This window comes from Rhodococcus sp. IEGM 1381, assembly GCF_030056795.1.
In the GTDB taxonomy this organism is placed as follows: Bacteria; Actinomycetota; Actinomycetes; order Mycobacteriales; family Mycobacteriaceae; genus Rhodococcoides.
Map to the genome: position 1 here is coordinate 100,910 of NZ_JASHKQ010000004.1, position 18,546 is coordinate 119,455.

Consider the following 18,546-nt stretch of genomic DNA (forward strand, 5'->3'; position numbering starts at 1 on the left):
ATGGCTGCGGCGGTGGCGGCATCGTTCGATGTCGCCACGGTTCGCCGAGATTTCCCCATCCTCTCGCGCACCGTCCGTGACGGAAAGCCGTTGGTGTACCTCGATTCCGGTGCCACGTCGCAGCGGCCGGTGCAGGTACTCGACGCCGAGCGCGAGTTCCTCACCACGTGTAATGCCGCAGTGCACCGCGGGGCGCACCAGCTGGCCGAGGAGGCCACCGACGCCTACGAGGGTGCGCGCGCGGCCATCGCGTCGTTCGTCGGGGCCGATGTCGACGAGATCGTGTTCACCAAGAACGCGACCGAGTCGCTCAACCTTGTGACCTACGTCTTGGCCGATCAACGCTTCGATCGCCATCTCGGCCCCGAGGACGAAATCGTCGTCACCGAACTCGAACATCACGCCAACCTCGTTCCGTGGCAGGAGCTTGCAGCCCGAACTGGCGCAACCCTGCGGTGGTACGGCGTGACCGACGACGGCCGCATCGATCTCGATTCGCTCGAATTGTCCTCTGCCGTCAAGGTTCTCGCGTTCACGCACCAGTCCAACGTGACCGGTGCGGTGGCTCCGGTCGAGGAATTGGTGCGGCGGGCCAGGGCTGTCGGCGCGCTCGTCGTTCTCGACGCGTGCCAGTCGGTGCCGCACATGAAGGTCGATTTCCACGCGCTCGATGTCGACTACGCCGCGTTCTCCGGTCACAAGATGCTCGGTCCTTCGGGAGTGGGTGTGCTGTACGGCAAGGCTGCACTCCTCGAGGCGATGCCTCCGTTCATCACCGGCGGTTCGATGATCGAGACCGTCACCATGGAGAAGACGACGTTCGCCGCGCCCCCACAACGATTCGAGGCCGGCGTTCCGATGACCTCGCAGGTCGTCGGACTCGGCGCGGCTGTGCGGTATCTGGAGAAAATCGGTATCGATTCCGTCGCCGCTCACGAAAAGACTTTGGTTGCAGCAACTCTCGCAGAGTTCGCGAAGATCGACGGGGTTCGCGTGATCGGCCCGGCAGAGAATGTCGACCGCGGTTCGGCAGTGTCGTTCGTCGTCGACGGTATCCACGCCCACGACCTCGGACAGATCTTGGACGACGAGGGCGTCGCCATTCGCGTCGGGCATCACTGCGCGTGGCCGCTGCACCGACGGTTCGGTGTGGCTGCGACAGCGCGCGCCTCGTTCGCGTTGTACAACACGGTCGAGGAAGTACAGGTTCTCGCACAGGCAATCCGCCGAGCGCAATTGTTCTTCGGAACCACCGACCAGGGCGGGGGAGGGGAACTCTAGATGCGGATGGAACAGATGTATCAGGAAGTGATCCTCGATCACTACAAGCACCCGCACGGTCGCGGACTGCGCGAGCCGTTCGGTGCAGAGGTACACCACGTCAACCCCACGTGTGGCGACGAGGTCACTCTGCGGGTTCACGTGGACAACGGCACCGTTGCGGACGTCTCGTACGACGGCCAGGGCTGCTCGATCAGTCAGGCCGCGACGTCGGTTCTCACCGATCAGGTCGTCGGCCTGAGCGTGGTCGATGCGCTGAAGACGGTCGACGCGTTCAGCGACATGGTCGGCAGCAGAGGTACCGTCGAGGGTGACGAGGACGTCATCGGCGACGGCATTGCGTTCGTCGGTGTGGCCAAGTACCCGGCTCGCGTGAAATGCGCGTTGCTGGGTTGGATGGCTTTCAAGGATGCGGTTGTTCAAGTAGTGGACGCAGATTCGACAGCTACGACGGGCGGGACCGCCCAGTCGGCACTTTCCGGAGGACAGCAATCATGACCGAAGCAACAGAAACGACTCCAGCCGTGACCACGACTCCGGTGGAACTGACCGCCGACGAGATCAAGGTGCTCGAGGACCTCGAAGAGGCGATGCGCGACGTCGTCGATCCCGAGCTCGGAATCAACGTCGTCGATCTGGGTCTGGTGTACGACATCAAGATCGACGCCGACGACATCGTCACGGTCGACATGACGCTCACCTCGGCGGCGTGCCCGCTGACCGATGTCATCGAGGATCAGGCCCGCGGCGCTCTCGTGCGCAGCGGACTGGCCGCCGACCTGAAGATCAATTGGGTGTGGATGCCGCCGTGGGGACCGGACAAAATCACCGACGACGGCCGCGAGCAGCTCAGGGCCCTCGGCTTCACCGTCTGACGTAGAACTGGTCGGCTCCTTCAGGCACCTTTGGCTTCGGCGTCCTTGGTATCTGCCTTCGCGGGTGCCGACTTTTTCGCTGCAGTTTTCTTGGCCGGTGCCTTCTTCTCAGCGCTCTTCTTCGCGGGCGCTTTCTTGGCAGGCGCTGACGCGGCGGACCCCGACTTCGCGTTCTTACCTGCCGCCTCGACGCTCCGCTGAAGCGCGGCCACCAGATCGACGACCTCGGCATCCTCGCCGTCGTCGTCCTTGTCGGCCTCGGTGTGGACCACTTTCTCGCCCCCGTTGGCAAGGGTCTCGTCGATCAGCTTGCGCAGTTCGATCTGGTAGTCGTCGGTGTACTCGGTGGGGTCGAACTCCGAGGACATGCTTTCCACCAGGGACGTGGCCATCTTCACCTCCTGCGGACGCGCGGACGGCGCGTCTTCGAGGGAGGGAAACTCGGCGGCCCTGACCTCGTCCGGCCACAGCAGCGTTTGGATCACCAACACGTCGTCGCGCACGCGCAGTGCAGCCAGCCGGGTCTTCTGCCGCAGCGTGAAATGGACGAGCGCAGTGCGTTCGGTTTCTTCCAACGTCTCTCGCAGCAGCACGTACGCCTTCGGTGACGCGGAGTCCGGCTCGAGGAAGTAGCTCTTGTCGTACAGAATCGGATCGATCTGCTCGGTCGGCACGAATTCGAGAACCGGAATCTCGTGCTTCTCCGCCGCCGGGAGCTTGTCGAAGTCGTCGTCGGTGAGGATCACGCGTTCGCCGTCGGGTGAGTCGTAGGCCTTGTCGATGTCGGCGAACTGCACCGACTTGCCGCATTCCTGGCAGATGCGGTCGTACTTGATTCGTCCGCCGTCCTTCGCGTGCACTTGATGGAACCGAATGTCGTGCTGCTCGGTAGCCGAGTAGACCTTCACCGGAACGTTGACCAGTCCGAAGGCGATCGAGCCCTTCCAAATGCTGCGCATGTGTCAATGATCGCGGACCGGGTGCCCGCGTGTCGACCGTTGGCGAAGAAAGTCAGCTGCGGCCCGGCGTGCGCACTACGGTGCGCGCGATCGCGACCCTGGCCGACGCGGGGAGCGTCGGAAACATTTTCAGCATTGCGGTCATCGTGCCGATTGCGTCGTCATGACCGGAGAGATACGAGCGCTGCAATTCGACCGGCAGGGAGAAAAAGCTCGAGAAGAACTGGGGGACCATTTCCGGTTCGAGACTCAGGGCGGTGCGTAGCCCCAGATTGCGGAGTTTCTGAACGGTCCAGATGTGAAGTGCGCGGCTGCGCAGGGGTCGGCCGCCGTCACGGAACCGGTCGACCAGGACGTCCGCCGATGCCAGCGACGCCGCCACGCTGTAGCCCGTGGCGGGATGCATCAGGTTCGAGCGAGATCCGAACAGCACCGGACCGCCTCGCCCGGTGTGCAACTGCGACCGTGGTGGCGGTTCGACCGAGAAGCGCACTCGCTCGACATCCTCCGTGCCGGTGGGTTCGAGATTGCGGTTGACCAGACGGTGGTGCAGGCGAGTACGAAGGACCGCGAGGTCGAGGGCTGGTCGGCCGACCAAGCACGTCTCCTCGAGCAGCATTCGATCGTCGTCGAGCGCGACGGCGTACAGAAAGCTCGGTACCTCACCCGGCCGAGCGCCGTTGTCGGTGCGCCAGTCCATGAACCATGCGTCGGAGCCCTCGAGGATCGGTTCGGCGCGGTCACGTTCGATGACGATGCCGAATGCAGTTTGCTGCGCGAGGTCTCGCGAATCGAGTGTCCCTCGGGCATCGACGACGTGACGCGCGTCGACGATGGTCCCGTCGGCCGTCGTCACGCGAGATCCGGTGACATCGACGGCTGTCCCGGCCAGCACTCGGAGGCGGTCGAGAGACAAGGTCGCCTGGAGTGCGGGAGTGTCGAGAACGCAATACGTTCGGTCGATGATCCGATGGTGATCGGTCCACACCGCAGGCTTCTGAGCAGTCGACGCCACTGCGGCCTGGGGCAACCACGACGGCAGCTCATCGGCCCAGGCAGAGTATGTCGGTGTCCACGTCCGACCCGGGTGAGGATCGATCGCAACGACGTCGAGTCCGGCCTCGGCGCATCGATGGGCGACGGCTCGTCCCGAGGGTCCGAGTCCGACGACCGCGACGTCGGCCGAGAGATCGTTCACATTCCGCCGGTGGCGAGCAAGCCACCGTCCACCCGCACGGTCTCACCGGTGATCCAGGAGGAGGCGTCCGACACCAGGAAGGCGACCAGAGCCGCGACGTCCTCTGGGTTTCCCAGGCGCTTCATCGGGTAGCCGGCCGCTGCCGCGTCCTCCCCGTTGGCGACGAGAGCCTCTGCGAACTTGGTCTTCACCACACCGGGTGCCACGGCATTGACGCGGATTGTCGGACCGAGCTGCCAGGCGAGTTCCTCGGTGAGGCGGATCAGGGCGGCCTTCGATGCGCCGTATGCGGCGATCACGCCGGTGGAGCGAATGCCTGCCACGCTGGCGATGTTGACGATCGCGCCGCCGTGCTCTCCCATCCAGGCATGGAACGCCTGCTGAACGAAACCGAGAGTACCGACGACGTTGGTGTCGAAGATCTTGCTGACGCCCGCCAGGTCGGCATCCATCAGCGAGCCGTAGACGGGATTGATGCCGGTGTTGTTGACCAGGATGTCCAGCGAACCGAAGGTCTCCACAGTGCTAGCCACCGCGCTGCGTCGATGCTCCGGATCGCCCGCGTTACCGTCGATCGCGAGCACGGAGTCACCCAGTTCTGCGGCTGCAGCCACGAGAGGTTCGCGCTTACGTGCGGTGATGGCCACGTTCGCGCCGCGGGCGAGCAGTTCCGCGGCGATCGCCTTGCCGATGCCCCGACTGGCACCGGTGACGAGTGCGGTGCGCCCGGTGAGGTCGGGGAACGGCGCGCTGCGTGGGCTGACTGTTTCGGGGGCGTCGGTCATCGAACAGACGTTACCGGTGTCACCGTCGTTCCTGGGTGAGGGCACGTGAATGCTGAGCTAAAATGGGGGTTTGCTGTGCCGTCGTTCGGTACACCTGTGTTCGCTCGTCGTTCGACGGGCAACGATCTTGTTCGGCAATCGCTAGGAGCTCACGCGTGATCACCGCCACCGACCTGGAAGTTCGTGCCGGTGTGCGGACCCTTCTGTCCACCGAGGGGCCCGCGCTCCGCGTGCAGGCAGGCGACCGCATCGGATTGGTGGGCCGCAACGGTGCGGGCAAGACCACCACTCTGCGCATCCTCGCGGGCGAAGGTGAGCCGTATGCCGGTGAGGTCGTGCGTACCGGCGACCTCGGCTACCTTCCGCAGGATCCCAAGGAAGGCGATCTCGACGTGCTGGCCAGGGATAGGGTGCTCTCCGCCCGGGGCCTGGACACCCTTCTGCACAAGATGGAGAAGCAGCAGGCGCTGATGGCCGAGGTCGCAGACGAAGCGTTGCTCGACAAGGCCGTCCGCAAGTACGGCGAACTCGAAGAACGTTTCTCCTCCCTCGGCGGCTACGAAGCCGAGAGCGAAGCAGCGCGCATCTGCAACAGCCTCGGTTTGGCCGACCGGATTCTCGGCCAGCCGCTTCGCACCCTCTCCGGTGGTCAGCGCCGACGCGTCGAACTGGCTCGGATTCTGTTCGCCGCGTCCGACGGCAGTGGCGGACGCTCGAACACCACATTGCTACTCGACGAGCCCACCAACCACCTCGACGCCGATTCCATCACCTGGTTGCGCGGATTTCTGCAGAGCCACGAGGGCGGACTCATCGTGATCAGTCACGATGTCGAACTGCTCGGTGATGTGGTGAACAGGGTGTGGTTCCTCGACGCCGTGCGCGGCGAGGCCGACATCTACAACATGAACTGGAAGAAGTACCTCGACGCCCGCGCCACGGACGAGCAGAGGCGGCGCCGTGAGCGCGCCAACGCGGAGAAGAAGGCGGGAGCACTGCGCGTGCAGGCTGCCAAGATGGGTGCCAAGGCAACGAAAGCCGTTGCGGCACAGAACATGGCGAAGCGAGCCGACAAGTTGCTCGCCAACCTCGATGCCGAACGCGTGTCCGACAAGGTCGCCCACATTCGTTTCCCCGAGCCTGCGCCGTGCGGCAAGACACCTCTGATGGCGAAGAACCTGACCAAGATGTACGGCTCGCTGGAGATCTTCGCCGGCGTCGACCTCGCCATCGACCGAGGTAGCCGGGTTGTGGTGCTCGGGCTCAACGGTGCAGGCAAGACAACACTGCTGCGCATCCTCGCAGGCACCGAAAAGGCCGACACCGGAGAGATCGAACCCGGCCACGGCATGCGCGTCGGATACTTCGCGCAGGAACACGACACCCTCGACGATCACGCGTCGGTCTGGGAGAACATTCGGCACGCGGCACCCGATACCGGTGAGCAGGAACTGCGGTCGCTACTCGGTGCCTTCATGTTCACCGGCCCCCAACTCGACCAGCCTGCAGGCACACTATCCGGCGGTGAGAAGACCCGACTGGCGCTCGCCGGGTTGGTGTCCTCGGCGGCGAACGTGCTGCTGCTCGACGAACCGACCAACAACCTCGACCCGATCTCCCGTGAGCAGGTCCTCGACGCGCTTCGCAGCTACAAGGGTGCCGTCGTTCTGGTGACCCACGATCCCGGTGCCGCCGAAGCGCTCTCACCCGAACGGGTGATTCTGCTCCCCGACGGTACCGAGGACCACTGGTCGCAGGAATACCTCGAACTCATCCAGCTCGCCTGACTCGGCGTCAGTCCTGCCGCCGGACGGATTCCTCGACCAGATCCAGGATCGCTGCGAGGTTGGACCTCCCGTGGCCGGACGCGATGCGGGCCACCAGGCCGTCCAAGACGAGATCGAGGTAGTCGGCGAGGACGTCGTTGGGTACGTCGTCGCGCAGTCTTCCTGCGGTCTTCTGACGCTCGAGTCGTCCGAGTGTCGCGTCGGTCAATTCTGCCGAGCGTTCGGCCCAGCTGGTCCGGAAGTCGGCGTCCGTTCGCAGTCGTCGGGTGATCTCGAGCCGCGTTCCGAGCCACTCGAACTGCTCCGGCTGGGCCAGCATGTCTCGCATCACCTGAACCAGGCCCTGCGTCGCCGCGACTTCTGCCATTCGCCGGGCATCCTCCTGCGCCAGCGCCAGGAAGAGGCCGTCCTTGTCCTTGAAGTGATGAAAAATGGCTCCGCGCGACAGGCCGGTGGCCTCTTCGAGACGCCGTACCGTCGCGCCCTCGTAACCGAACTCGCCGAAGCACTTACGCGCGCCGTCGAGAATTTCGCTTCGACGGGCGGCCAAGTGGTCGTCGCTGACCTTGGGCACGTGTGGGTTTCCTACTTTCGATGCGGGCCCCGACCGATACGGCGATGGGCCCGGAAACACGCTGTCGGTTCCGGGCCCATCGCCGTTCGAGGCATACGTCAGACGACGCGCACTCAGCCTCTGATCATGTTGCGCAGCACGTACTGCAGGATGCCGCCGTTGCGGTAGTAGTCCGCTTCACCCGGGGTGTCGATGCGAACCACGGCCTCGAATTCGACCTTCGAGCCGTCTTCCTTGGTGGCGATGACGGTCATCGTCTTCGGGGTGGTGCCCTCGTTCAGCTTCGCGACTCCGACGATGTCGAAGGTCTCGGTGCCGTCCAGCTTGAGCGACGATGCGCTCTCACCGGCCGGGAACTGCAGAGGAACGACGCCCATGCCGATGAGATTGGAGCGGTGGATGCGCTCGAACGACTCGGTGATGACGGCCTTGACGCCGAGGAGCGAGGTGCCCTTGGCCGCCCAGTCGCGGGAGGAGCCGCTGCCGTACTCCGTGCCGCCCAGCACGACCAGCGGGATGCCGGCCTTCTGGTAGTTCTGCGACGCGTCGTAGATGAAGGACTGCGGTCCGCCGTCCTGCGTGAAGTCACGGGTGTAGCCGCCCGAAACGTCGTCGAGAAGCTGGTTCTTCAGGCGAATGTTCGCGAACGTTCCACGAATCATGACCTCGTGGTTTCCGCGACGCGAACCGAGCGAGTTGTAGTCCTTGCGCTCGACACCGTGCGAATCCAGGTACTGCGCGGCAGGCGTGCCTGCCTTGATGGGGCCTGCCGGGCTGATGTGGTCGGTGGTGACCGAATCGCCGAGCAGAGCCAACACTCGTGCACCCGTGATGTCCTCGACGGGAGCCGGGTCCATCGTCATGCCGTCGAAGTACGGAGGCTTGCGCACGTAGGTGGACTTGGGATCCCACTCGAACGTGTCGCCCTCGGGGGTCGACAGGTTCTGCCAGCGGCTGTCACCGGCGAAGATGGTCTCGTAGGACTTGCTGAACATGTCCCGGCTGATCGAGGACTGGATGGTCGATTCGATCTCCTCGGCGGACGGCCAGATGTCCTTGAGAAACACCGGGTTGCCCTCGTGGTCCTTGCCGAGCGGGTCGGTCTCGAAGTCGAAGTCCATCGTGCCTGCGAGGCCGTAGGCGATGACCAGCGGCGGTGATGCCAGGTAGTTCATCTTCACGTCGGGGGAGATGCGGCCCTCGAAGTTGCGGTTGCCCGACAGCACTGCGGTGACCGAGAGGTCGTTGTCGTTGATCGCCTTGGAGATCGGCTCGAGCAGCGGACCGGTGTTGCCGATGCACGTGGTGCAGCCGTAACCGCCGAGGTAGTAGCCGAGCTTCTCGAGGTACGGCCACAGGCCGGCCTTCTCGTAGTAGTCGGTGACGACCTGCGAACCCGGTGCCATGTTGGTCTTGACCCAGGGCTTGGTGGACAGGCCCTTCTCCACGGCGTTGCGAGCGAGCAGTGCTGCGCCGAGCATGACCGACGGGTTCGAGGTGTTGGTGCAGGAGGTGATTCCCGCAACCACGACGGCACCGTGATCGAGCACGAATTCGCCTGCCTCGTCGGTGGTGACGCGGACCGGCTTGCTCGGACGTCCCTCGGATCCGTATGCGGCAGAACGAACGTCGACGGAATCTTCTTCGGCGAAGCTCAGCGAAGCGGAGTCGCTTGCCGGGAACGACTCGTCGAGGGCCTCGTCGAGCTTGCTGTCACCCTCGTGCTTCGGGTGGTTCTCCTCGACGTAGTTGTGAATGTCCTTGCGAAACGCAACCTTGGACTCGGACAACAGGATTCGGTCCTGCGGACGCTTCGGGCCTGCGATGGAGGGAACGACCGTGTTGAGGTCGAGCTCGATGTACTCGGAGTACACGGCCTCGTTCTTCGGGTCGTGCCACATGCCCTGTTCCTTGGCATACGCCTCGACGAGCGCGAGCTGCTCGTCGCTGCGGCCGGTGAGGCGCAGGTAGTTGATCGTCTCTTCGTCGATCGGGAAAATTGCTGCGGTGGAACCGAACTCGGGGCTCATGTTGCCCAGGGTGGCGCGGTTCGCGAGCGGAACCTCGGCCACACCCTCGCCGTAGAACTCGACGAACTTGCCGACGACGCCGTGCTTGCGCAGCATCTCGGTCGCAGTGAGCACCACGTCGGTGGCGGTGACGCCGGGCTGGATCTCACCGGAGAGTTTGAAGCCGACGACGCGGGGGATGAGCATCGAGACGGGCTGGCCGAGCATCGCCGCCTCGGCTTCGATGCCGCCGACGCCCCAGCCCAACACACCGAGGCCGTTGACCATCGTGGTGTGCGAGTCGGTGCCGACGCAGGTGTCGGGGTAGGCCTGGCCCTTGCGGGTCATGATGGTCGGTGCCAGGTACTCGATGTTGACCTGGTGCACGATGCCCATGCCCGGGGGGACGACCTTGAAGTCGTCGAACGCGCCCTGCCCCCAACGCAGGAACTGGTAACGCTCGCCGTTGCGCTCGTACTCGAGGTCGACGTTGCGCTCGAGAGCATCGGCGCGGCCGAAGACGTCGAGGATGACCGAGTGGTCGATGACCATGTCGGCGGGGGAGAGGGGGTTGACCTTGTTGGGGTCGCCGCCCAGGGTGGTGACGGCTTCCCGCATCGTGGCGAGGTCGACGATGCACGGAACGCCGGTGAAGTCCTGCATGATGACGCGCGCAGGGGTGAACTGGATTTCGAAGCTCGGCTCCGCGGATGGATCCCACGAGGCAATCGAACGAATGTGGTCGGCGGTGATGTTGGCACCGTCCTCGGTGCGAAGGAGGTTCTCCGCGAGGACCTTCAGCGCATAGGGCAACTTCTCGGCACCGGGCAAGGCCGACAGTCGGAAGATCTCGTACGAGTTCTCTCCGACTTCGAGGGTGCCCTTTGCACCGAATGAATCATTACTTGCGGTCACTTCAGCTCCACTCGTCTATGAGGCACACCGCCGACGGGGCTGTGTCGACGGTTGAAGCGAGGCGCTGTCCGTGTGTCTCGGCATGGCATCCGGCGTGCGTGTTGCCTGCGGACGCTCGGGCAGTGTCTCGATGGAAGTCTAACAGTACGCTTGTCCTGTGAAAACTTGCGGGCCCGTTTCGAGGTGGATACCGACAGAACGCCCCGCGTCACAATCCTCACGTACTGTTTCGTGCGACGCAATGAAGGGCGGCCTCAGTTGCTGCCTCGGACGCGCAGGCCTCCCCGGTATCGAGAGCACCGTGACGTAGGGTTTCACGCGACTGGTTCCTACCGACTGGACGAGAGATGCCTGAACCGATTCACGCCGTTTCCCCACTTGCCACCGATATTCCGGCAGGTCTGGACGTCGACAGCATCGTCGCCACGGTCCGCGAGTCCGGCGTGAGTGCGCCCGCCGACGAGGAAGCCGGGTTGTCCTCAGCTGTGGCTCGCGCAGAAGACCACGGCATCGATCTGAGCATTGTGATCGTGCCGAACGAACCGCGCCACGACTCGCAGCTACGCGACCTTGCCACCGCAGTCGGTGCACGCGAGGGGGGCACCGTACTGGTCCTGAGCCCCGGGCAGGTGGGCACGTTCAGCGACTCCATCAGCCGGGTGACCCTCGAAGCCGGTCAAGACCGCACCTACACCGGCAACCACATCGTCGCGGCCGACAATTTCGTGAACACGCTCGTCGAGGATCAGACGCCGTGGGGTCTGTTCACCGGTGGACTCGTCGTCGTCGTAGCTGTTGTCGCCACCCTGACTGCAGTTGTCAAGGCCCGCAGATTCCGGGCTCGGGCGACGGCACCCGAGAGCGCGAATCTCGACTCCAGCGAGAATTGAACCGACGCGTCGACGCGTCGACGCGTCGTTCGGGTGACTGACGCCCAGACCCTGGATCCGGCCGTGATCACAACGGCTGCGCCGCAGGAAAAAGTCGGAAAAATTGTTTCCGGTAAACCCCGAGTTCACGGCGTTGTGCCTGGTGAAATTACAAATGTGTCATTTGTGACTGGAGTTTCTTTAGGGTGCGAAGTGTCGTACGGTGCCATTGGCACTGCTGGGGAAGGAGTGTCGCAGAAGGCGGTTGTCATCCGTGGGGAACTCGGGAGGCCACTGCTTCGGGTGTGACTGACGTGGTTCGCACTTGTCGTATCGCTGCGTGTTTCTTTCCCGCCCGGCGAGAGCGCTCACCGTCACCTGCGATCGGGGTGGAGGACGGAGAGCACCTCGACGGCACGACGGTTCGACGCGAACCCGAGTGAATGCCGGACCCGAGGGAGACATTTGTGAGCCGACGTCAAGTCCGCGGCATTCACCGCAGTGCGCTCGTCCGTACCCGATTCGTGCTGGTCGGCGCTGGGCTGGTTCTCGCGTTGATGGCAACTCTTCCCGGAGTTGCCGCCGCGGTACCACCGCCACCGCCCAACCCATCGGACAGTGACCTCGCCGCCGCGGGCAGCGCCGTCGATTCGAGTCTCGGGCAGGTAGGACAGCTGATCGACGCGATCGCGTCGGCCAACCAGCAGCTCGCTCGACTCGACGACGAGGTTGCCTCGAAGCGCGAGGGCGTCAACAAGGCCCTGGTGGATCTGCAGAATGCGCGCGACGCCGCGGACGTCGCTGCCGCAGTCGTCGGTGCAGCACAACAGGCACTTGCCGACGCCGGCACCCAAATTCAGGCAGCCCAGCGCAAATTCGACGAATTCGCGAAGTCCAGCTACACCCAGGGCTCCGGTGTTGCGTCGATGGCCTCGTTCCTCGGTTCGAGCGGACCGGACGACGTGTTGGATCGTGCCCAGGTTTTGAAGGTGCTCTCCAACAGCCAGAACGCGGTGCTCGACGGGCTCCAGCGGGCCCGGACCGAACAGGCGAATCGCGATTCGGCGGCGCGGGACTCGAAGCAGCAGGCAGATGCTGCGGCGTCGGAAGCCGAGTCCAAGAAGGCCGAGGCCGAGCAAGCCATCGCCGAGGCGCAAGCTGCTCTGCAGGCCGAGGCCGATCAGAAAGCAGCGATCGAGTCGCAGCGTGACGCTGCCCAGACCGAGCTCGACTCGGCGCGCAGCAATGTTGCTGGTCTGCAGGATCAACGAGCGGCGTACGGCGACTGGGAAACACGGAAGGCAGCCGAGGATGCGGCTGTCGCTGCCGCCGCCGCGGCGGCACGCGAAGCCGCAGTTCAGGCAGCTGCCCGGGTATCGGCCAATCTTGCCGCCCAACAGCGTGCGGCAGCCATTGCCGAAGGCCAACGTTCGCACGTGGACGTGGAGGAAGATTCGAGCGCGACGACCGACTCGGACAGCTCGACCACAACCACGCCCACCACACCGAAGACATCCACCACACCGAAGACATCCACCACACCGAAGACGCCCACCAAACCGAAGACGTCCACGACGCCGTCGGTCACCGGAAGCGCGGCCGTCGAGTTGGCGATCGACCGTGGGATGAGCCAACTGGGAGTGCCGTACTCATGGGGCGGAGGCGACGAGAACGGCCCAACCAAGGGCATCAGGGACGGGGGAGTCGCAGACAGCTACGGCGATTACAACAAGGTCGGCTTCGACTGCTCGGGTCTGATGATCTACGCCTTCGCGGGCCTGGGAATTTCGCTGCCGCACTACACCGGCTATCAGTACACAGCGGGTAAGCAGGTGCCGTCTTCGGACATGAAGCGCGGCGACATGATCTTCTACGGACCCAACGCCAGCCAGCACGTCGCGCTGTACCTCGGCGACGGCAAGATGCTCGAAGCTCCGCAGTCCGGTTCGGTGGTCAAGGTCTCCGACGTGCGCTACAGCGGCATGACTCCCTACGCAGTGCGAATGGTGTCCTGAGCTCGATCCGGTGCCTCTCCGGACTCTCGAGTCGTTCCGCAGGCTCCGCTCCGGACTCTCGAGTCGTTCCGCAGGCTCCACTCCGGACTCTCGAGTCGTTCCGCAGGCTCCACTCCGGCCTCGTGCCGGGGGTGCCTTTCGGCGCGCGCGCCGATCACCTGGAATAGTTGATCGCGGCGGTACGAAACGAGCCCGACGATGATCGACTGAAAGCGGTGAATTCTTGGTGACATCACGTGACGGCCGGATTTCGAGTGACGAGGGGTCGACGCAAGTCGAGTCTCCGACTGCGAATCCACCGGGTGGGGAGCCGACGCGGGTCGACAGTCCAGGCCTGGCCGAGGACGTCCAGCTGCTCGAGAAGGCCGTGTACGAGGTCAAGCGGGTGATCGTCGGTCAGGATCGACTGGTAGAGCGGATCCTGGTCGGGTTGCTCGCCCGCGGACATGTATTGCTCGAAGGAGTTCCGGGCGTCGCCAAGACCCTCGCTGTCGAGACTTTCGCGCGGGTGGTGGGCGGCTCGTTCTCTCGAGTTCAGTTCACTCCCGACCTGGTTCCCACCGACCTCGTCGGCACTCGGATCTATCGTCAGGGCCGTGAGGAGTTCGACACCGAACTCGGGCCTGTCGTGGCCAACTTCGTCTTGGCCGACGAGATCAACCGCGCGCCGGCGAAGGTGCAGTCCGCGTTGCTCGAGGTCATGGCCGAGCGTCATGTCACCATCGGTGGCAGGACCTTCCCGATGCCCGATCCGTTCCTGGTGATGGCAACGCAGAACCCCATCGAGAACGAGGGCGTGTACCCCCTTCCCGAGGCTCAGCGCGACCGATTCCTGTTCAAGATCGTCGTCGACTACCCGACTGTCGAGGAAGAACGCGAGATCGTTTATCGCATGGGCATCAAGGCACCCGAGCCCAAGCAGATCCTCGACCCGGTCGAGTTGGTTCGGCTGCAGAATCTGGCCAGCTCGGTGTTCGTGCACCATGCGCTCGTCGACTACGTCGTTCGGGTCATTGCCGCCACGCGTACGCCCGAGCAGTTCGGTCTGGACGACGTGGCCAGCTGGATTGCTTACGGTGCCTCGCCGCGCGCAACGCTCGGAATCATCGCGGCGTCGCGGGCGCTCGCTCTGCTCCGGGGTCGCGACTACGTGGTTCCACAGGACGTTCTCGAGGTCATTCCCGATGTGCTTCGACACCGTCTGGTGTTGTCCTACGACGCCCTCGCGGACGAGGTCACGCCGGAGACGGTCATCTCTCGGATACTGCAGACCGTCGGCTTGCCGCAGGTGTCGCCGCAGGCGGTTCCGGTGCCGCAGAGCAACGGTGCCGGTCCGGACGGCCCGCACTTCGACGGACGTCAAGCCGGGCCGCAGGGGCAGTATCCGGCCCAGGGGCAATATCCCGCAGCCGGCCAGTTCCCCGCTCCGGGGCAGTTTCCCGCACAGGGCCAGGTGCCGCCACCGCAGCAGTCAGGACCTCAGCAGCCTCCGCAAGGCGGCGGTCGATACGGTCAGACGGCACCGTCGTTTCAGAAGCCGTCGGGTGACGGATCGTCGATCGGTACGCCGGGGCAGTGAGCGGATCCGATACCGCTCCCGTGACTGCCGGCAGTACCGTCGTTTCTCGGCCGCCGTCGTTCCGCTCGGGTGAGCTTCGTGATCCGAAGTTGGCCGCAGCATTGCGGACCCTGGAACTGACGGTGCGTCGACGGCTGGACGGGGTACTGCACGGGGACCATCTCGGGCTGATCCCCGGTCCCGGTTCCGAGCCCGGGGACGCCAGGGAGTATCAGCCCGGTGACGACGTGCGCCAGATGGATTGGTCGGTCACTGCGCGCACGACACATCCGCATGTCCGCCAGTCCGTGGCCGATCGCGAGCTCGAGACCTGGCTCGTGGTCGACCTGTCGGCCAGCCTCGACTTCGGCACCACCGGGTGCGAGAAGCGGGATCTGGCTGTTGCGGCTTCGGCCGCCATCACGCATCTGTCGGGCGGCGGTGGTAACCGAATCGGCGCGGTGGTGGCCACCGGTGCCAGCACCACTCGCATTCCGGCACGAGGTGGACGCGTACACACCCAGTCGATGCTGCGTGCAATCGCCACGACACCCTCGGCCGAGGACGGTGTCCGCGGAGATCTTCGGGCGGCCATCGAGGCGTTGCGTCGGCCGGAACGCCGTCGCGGGATGGCTGTGGTGATCAGTGACTTTCTCGGGCCCATCGACTGGGAACGGTCGCTTCGCGCCATTTCGGCCAGACACGACGTGCTGGCCGTCGAGGTACTCGACCCACGGGACCTCGAACTACCCGACGTCGGTGACGTGGTGCTGCACGATCCGGAGTCCGGCCGCACGCGCGAATTCAGCACGACGCCTCGGCTACGAGCAGACTTCGCCCGTGCCGCGGCAGCACATCGCGACGACGTGGAAAAGGCGCTGCGGCGCTGCGGATCGCCCCGGCTGACACTGCGTACCGACGGTGATTGGATCGCCGACGTCGTCCGCTTCGTCACTGCGCGCAGACACACAATCGGATCAGGTTTCACCAATACTGCTCGGGCCGGTACGCGATGAGTCTGACCGATTTCGCTTCGCCGTGGTGGCTCGGATTTCTCGTCGTCGTGATCGCGCTGACGGTCGGCTACATCTGGATCCAACGGCGCAAGCAGAAACACGTTCTTCGCTTCTCGAACATGGAACTCCTCGAGTCGGTTGCGCCCGCCCGGCCGAACCGATTGCGACACCTACCCACCGCCCTGGTGCTGGTCGGTTTGCTCTTTCTTACCATCGCGATGGCGGGTCCCACGGCGGACGAGCGCGTCCCACGCAACCGGGCCACCGTCATGCTCGTCATCGACGTCTCCCTGTCGATGGAGGCCACCGACGTCGAGCCGACCCGGTTGGCCGCCGCTCAGGAAGCCGCGAAGTCCTTCGCCGACGGTCTGACGCCCGGCATCAATCTCGGATTGGTCGCGTTCGCAGGTACGGCGTCGGTTCTGGTGTCGCCCACGGCCAACCGCGAAGCTACCAAGTCCGCCATCGACAAGTTGCAGCTCAGTGAGCGAACGGCCACCGGCGAGGCGATTTTCACCTCGCTCCAGTCGATCGACACGCTCGGAGCGATACTCGGCGGGGGCGACGCGGCACCTCCGGCGCGAATCGTGCTGCTCTCGGACGGTAAGCAGACCGTTCCGCAGAACCTCGACGACCCACGCGGCGGGTACACCGCGGCGCGGGCAGCCAAGGACAAAGGCGTGCCGATCTCCACGATCTCGTTCGGCACGAGCTACGGCTCGGTCGAAATCGAGGACGAGGCCGGGGTCGAACGGGTGCCGGTACCCGTCGATGATCCGTCCTTGCGCGAGATCGCGACTCTTTCCGGCGGCAGCTTCTTCACCGCGTCGTCGCTCGAGGATCTCAGAGACGTCTACGACACCCTCGAGGAGCAGATCGGTTTCGAGATCACTCGCGGAGACGCGTCGCGTCCGTGGTTGATTCTCGGTGTCCTGTTCATCTCGTCGGGGTTGGGTTCGGCTCTGGTGATGCGGCAACGCTTGCCGTGATCACTGTTATTACTCACCAGTAAGTTTCGCTTTGTCATTCCAGGACGAACAGATAGGTTGCTAGGCATGTCCACACCTGACTTCATCGCGCGATCGGTACTCGTCACCGGAGGTAACCGGGGTATCGGTCTGGCCATTGCCCAGCGACTCAAAGCCGACGGCCACAAGGTGGCCGTCACCCACCGCGGCTCCGGGGCTCCCGACGGGCTCTTCGGAGTCGTCTGCGACGTCACCGACTCCGACTCGGTGGACGCGGCCTTCAAGGAGGTCGAGGAAAAGCAGGGTCCCGTCGAGGTACTCGTCTCGAACGCGGGCACCACCGACGACACACTCATCATGCGGATGACGGACGAGCAATTCTCGAATGTGCTCGACGCGAACCTCACGGGTGCATTTCGGGTGGCGAAGCGAGCAAGTCGGTCGATGCTTCGTGCCCGCTACGGCCGATTCATCTTTCTCGGTTCGGTCGTCGGTATGACCGGCACCGCCGGTCAGGCGAATTACGCCTCCTCCAAAGCAGGCGTTATCGGCCTGGCTCGTTCCCTGACGCGTGAGCTCGGTTCCCGCTCCATCACCGCCAACGTTGTCGCTCCCGGATTCATCGACACCGAGATGACTCAGGTGCTCGACGAAAAGATCCAGGAAATGGCCGTCAAAGCAATTCCGTTGGCGCGCAAAGGCAAAGCGGAAGAAGTGGCAGGCGTCGTGAGTTGGCTGGCGTCGCCAGACGCGACATATGTCTCCGGTGCGGTCATACCTGTCGACGGCGGCCTGGGCATGGGGCACTGAAGTCCCACTCGCACAACGATTTCGATAGACGTACACCTCCGAATTAAGGAACACAGCACTATGGGCGGATTGCTCGAAGGCAAGACCATTCTCATCACCGGCATCATCACCGATGCCTCCATCGCGTTCCACGCCGCTGCTATGGCGCAGGAGCAGGGTGCGAAGGTGATCATCACCGGGTTCGATCGGCTGCGTCTCATCGACCGCATCGCGCAGCGTCTGCCCAAGGAGGTGCCCCCGGCGATCGAGCTCGACGCCACCAACGAGGAGCACCTCGCGGCGCTGGCCGATCGCGTACGCGAAGTAGCACCCGAGGGTATCGACGGGGTTCTGCACTCGATCGCATTCGCGCCCCGCACCCTGATGGGACCGGACGCCAAGCCGTTCCTCGAAGGCCCCGGCCCCGATGCCGCGAGGGCGTTCGAGATCTCCGCGTGGAGCTATGCGTCGCTGGCTCGCGCTGTGCTGCCGGTCATGAACGAGGGTGGCTCCATCGTCGGAATGGACTTCGACCCCCGTACGTCCATGCCGTACTACAACTGGATGGGTGTCGCCAAGGCTGCACTCGAATCGGTCAACCGCTACGTTGCTCGGGAAGTGGGAGCCGCCAAGCGAATTCGCTCCAATCTCGTTGCGGCAGGACCGATCAGGACGCTCGCCGCCAAGGCAATTGCGGGTACGGCGACCGGTGATGCAGCCAAGATGGACCAGCTGAACGTCTACTGGGACGGTGCCGCCCCGATCGGCTGGGATGTCAACGACCCGACCGTCGTCGCGAAGTCCATCGTCGCGCTCCTCTCCGATTGGCTGCCCGGCACGACGGGATCCATCGTGTACGTCGACGGTGGAGCCAGCCACAACACGTATCTGCCCGAAAACATGTGACACCACGGTGGGCGGAACCGCACGAGCGCCCACCGAGAGGTT

Annotated in this window: 16 protein-coding genes; 11 read left to right on the forward strand and 5 right to left on the reverse strand. The window is 64.4% G+C overall.

From position 1 onward, the window contains the following. Genes QM797_RS13855 through QM797_RS13865 form a run of 3 tightly spaced genes read left to right on the forward strand, consistent with a single transcriptional unit; the run spans window position 1 to window position 2,156 of the window. On the forward strand, window positions 1–1,281 hold the full coding sequence (locus tag QM797_RS13855; RefSeq protein WP_283276308.1) for a cysteine desulfurase: 1,281 nt from the start codon (window positions 1–3) through the stop codon (window positions 1,279–1,281). Continuing rightward, entirely contained in the window at window positions 1,282–1,779 is a 498-nt protein-coding gene (gene sufU, locus QM797_RS13860) for a Fe-S cluster assembly sulfur transfer protein SufU (protein ID WP_283276205.1), read from the forward strand. Next, on the forward strand, window positions 1,776–2,156 hold the full coding sequence (locus tag QM797_RS13865) for a metal-sulfur cluster assembly factor (RefSeq protein WP_008716491.1): 381 nt from the start codon (window positions 1,776–1,778) through the stop codon (window positions 2,154–2,156). Before sufU ends, QM797_RS13865 begins: the two co-directional genes overlap by 4 nt. A gap of 20 nt (window positions 2,157–2,176) precedes the next feature. On the opposite strand, the gene ku is transcribed toward QM797_RS13865, so the two are convergent. From ku to QM797_RS13880, 3 genes are read right to left on the reverse strand one after another with little or no spacing between them, the layout of a single operon-like run. Continuing rightward, window positions 2,177–3,115, reverse strand: coding sequence for a non-homologous end joining protein Ku (ku, locus tag QM797_RS13870; RefSeq protein WP_283276206.1), 939 nt, complete (start codon window positions 3,113–3,115; stop codon window positions 2,177–2,179). A 52-nt stretch (window positions 3,116–3,167) separates the two neighbouring features. Further along, window positions 3,168–4,313: a lycopene cyclase family protein gene (locus QM797_RS13875; protein WP_283276207.1), complete on the reverse strand. Its 1,146-nt coding sequence runs from the start codon at window positions 4,311–4,313 to the stop codon at window positions 3,168–3,170. Continuing rightward, window positions 4,310–5,098, reverse strand: coding sequence for an SDR family oxidoreductase (locus QM797_RS13880; RefSeq protein WP_283276208.1), 789 nt, complete (start codon window positions 5,096–5,098; stop codon window positions 4,310–4,312). Before QM797_RS13880 ends, QM797_RS13875 begins: the two co-directional genes overlap by 4 nt. A 155-nt stretch (window positions 5,099–5,253) precedes the next feature. On the opposite strand from QM797_RS13880, the gene QM797_RS13885 reads away from it, so the two are divergent. Continuing rightward, on the forward strand, window positions 5,254–6,885 hold the full coding sequence (locus QM797_RS13885; RefSeq protein ID WP_283276209.1) for an ABC-F family ATP-binding cassette domain-containing protein: 1,632 nt from the start codon (window positions 5,254–5,256) through the stop codon (window positions 6,883–6,885). Window positions 6,886–6,892: 7 nt separating this feature from the next. On the opposite strand, the gene QM797_RS13890 is transcribed toward QM797_RS13885, so the two are convergent. After that, complete coding sequence (locus tag QM797_RS13890) at window positions 6,893–7,459, reverse strand: TetR/AcrR family transcriptional regulator (RefSeq protein ID WP_283276210.1); 567 nt, start codon at window positions 7,457–7,459, stop codon at window positions 6,893–6,895. A gap of 113 nt (window positions 7,460–7,572) precedes the next feature. Further along, complete coding sequence (locus QM797_RS13895) at window positions 7,573–10,383, reverse strand: aconitate hydratase (protein ID WP_283276211.1); 2,811 nt, start codon at window positions 10,381–10,383, stop codon at window positions 7,573–7,575. A 347-nt stretch (window positions 10,384–10,730) separates the two neighbouring features. On the opposite strand from QM797_RS13895, the gene QM797_RS13900 reads away from it, so the two are divergent. From QM797_RS13900 to inhA, 7 genes are all read left to right on the forward strand, one after another. After that, complete coding sequence (locus QM797_RS13900; RefSeq protein WP_283276212.1) at window positions 10,731–11,273, forward strand: Rv1476 family membrane protein; 543 nt, start codon at window positions 10,731–10,733, stop codon at window positions 11,271–11,273. A 422-nt stretch (window positions 11,274–11,695) separates the two neighbouring features. Next, entirely contained in the window at window positions 11,696–13,267 is a 1,572-nt protein-coding gene (locus tag QM797_RS13905; RefSeq protein ID WP_442978153.1) for an NlpC/P60 family protein, read from the forward strand. Between the two features lie 334 nt (window positions 13,268–13,601). Next, the gene (locus QM797_RS13910; protein ID WP_283276310.1) at window positions 13,602–14,846 is read left to right on the forward strand and encodes an AAA family ATPase; all 1,245 of its coding nucleotides are present in this window, start codon (window positions 13,602–13,604) and stop codon (window positions 14,844–14,846) included. Continuing rightward, on the forward strand, window positions 14,843–15,841 hold the full coding sequence (locus tag QM797_RS13915) for a DUF58 domain-containing protein (protein ID WP_283276213.1): 999 nt from the start codon (window positions 14,843–14,845) through the stop codon (window positions 15,839–15,841). The genes QM797_RS13910 and QM797_RS13915 overlap by 4 nt, the downstream gene beginning before the upstream one ends. After that, window positions 15,838–16,830 (forward strand): VWA domain-containing protein, encoded by a 993-nt coding sequence (locus tag QM797_RS13920; RefSeq protein WP_283276214.1) that lies wholly within the window; start codon window positions 15,838–15,840, stop codon window positions 16,828–16,830. Before QM797_RS13915 ends, QM797_RS13920 begins: the two co-directional genes overlap by 4 nt. Window positions 16,831–16,896: 66 nt before the next feature. After that, complete coding sequence (gene fabG1, locus QM797_RS13925) at window positions 16,897–17,619, forward strand: 3-oxoacyl-ACP reductase FabG1 (protein WP_283276216.1); 723 nt, start codon at window positions 16,897–16,899, stop codon at window positions 17,617–17,619. Between the two features lie 60 nt (window positions 17,620–17,679). Further along, window positions 17,680–18,504: an NADH-dependent enoyl-ACP reductase InhA gene (gene inhA / locus QM797_RS13930; protein WP_057478707.1), complete on the forward strand. Its 825-nt coding sequence runs from the start codon at window positions 17,680–17,682 to the stop codon at window positions 18,502–18,504. The last annotated feature ends 42 nt before the right edge of the window (window positions 18,505–18,546 follow it).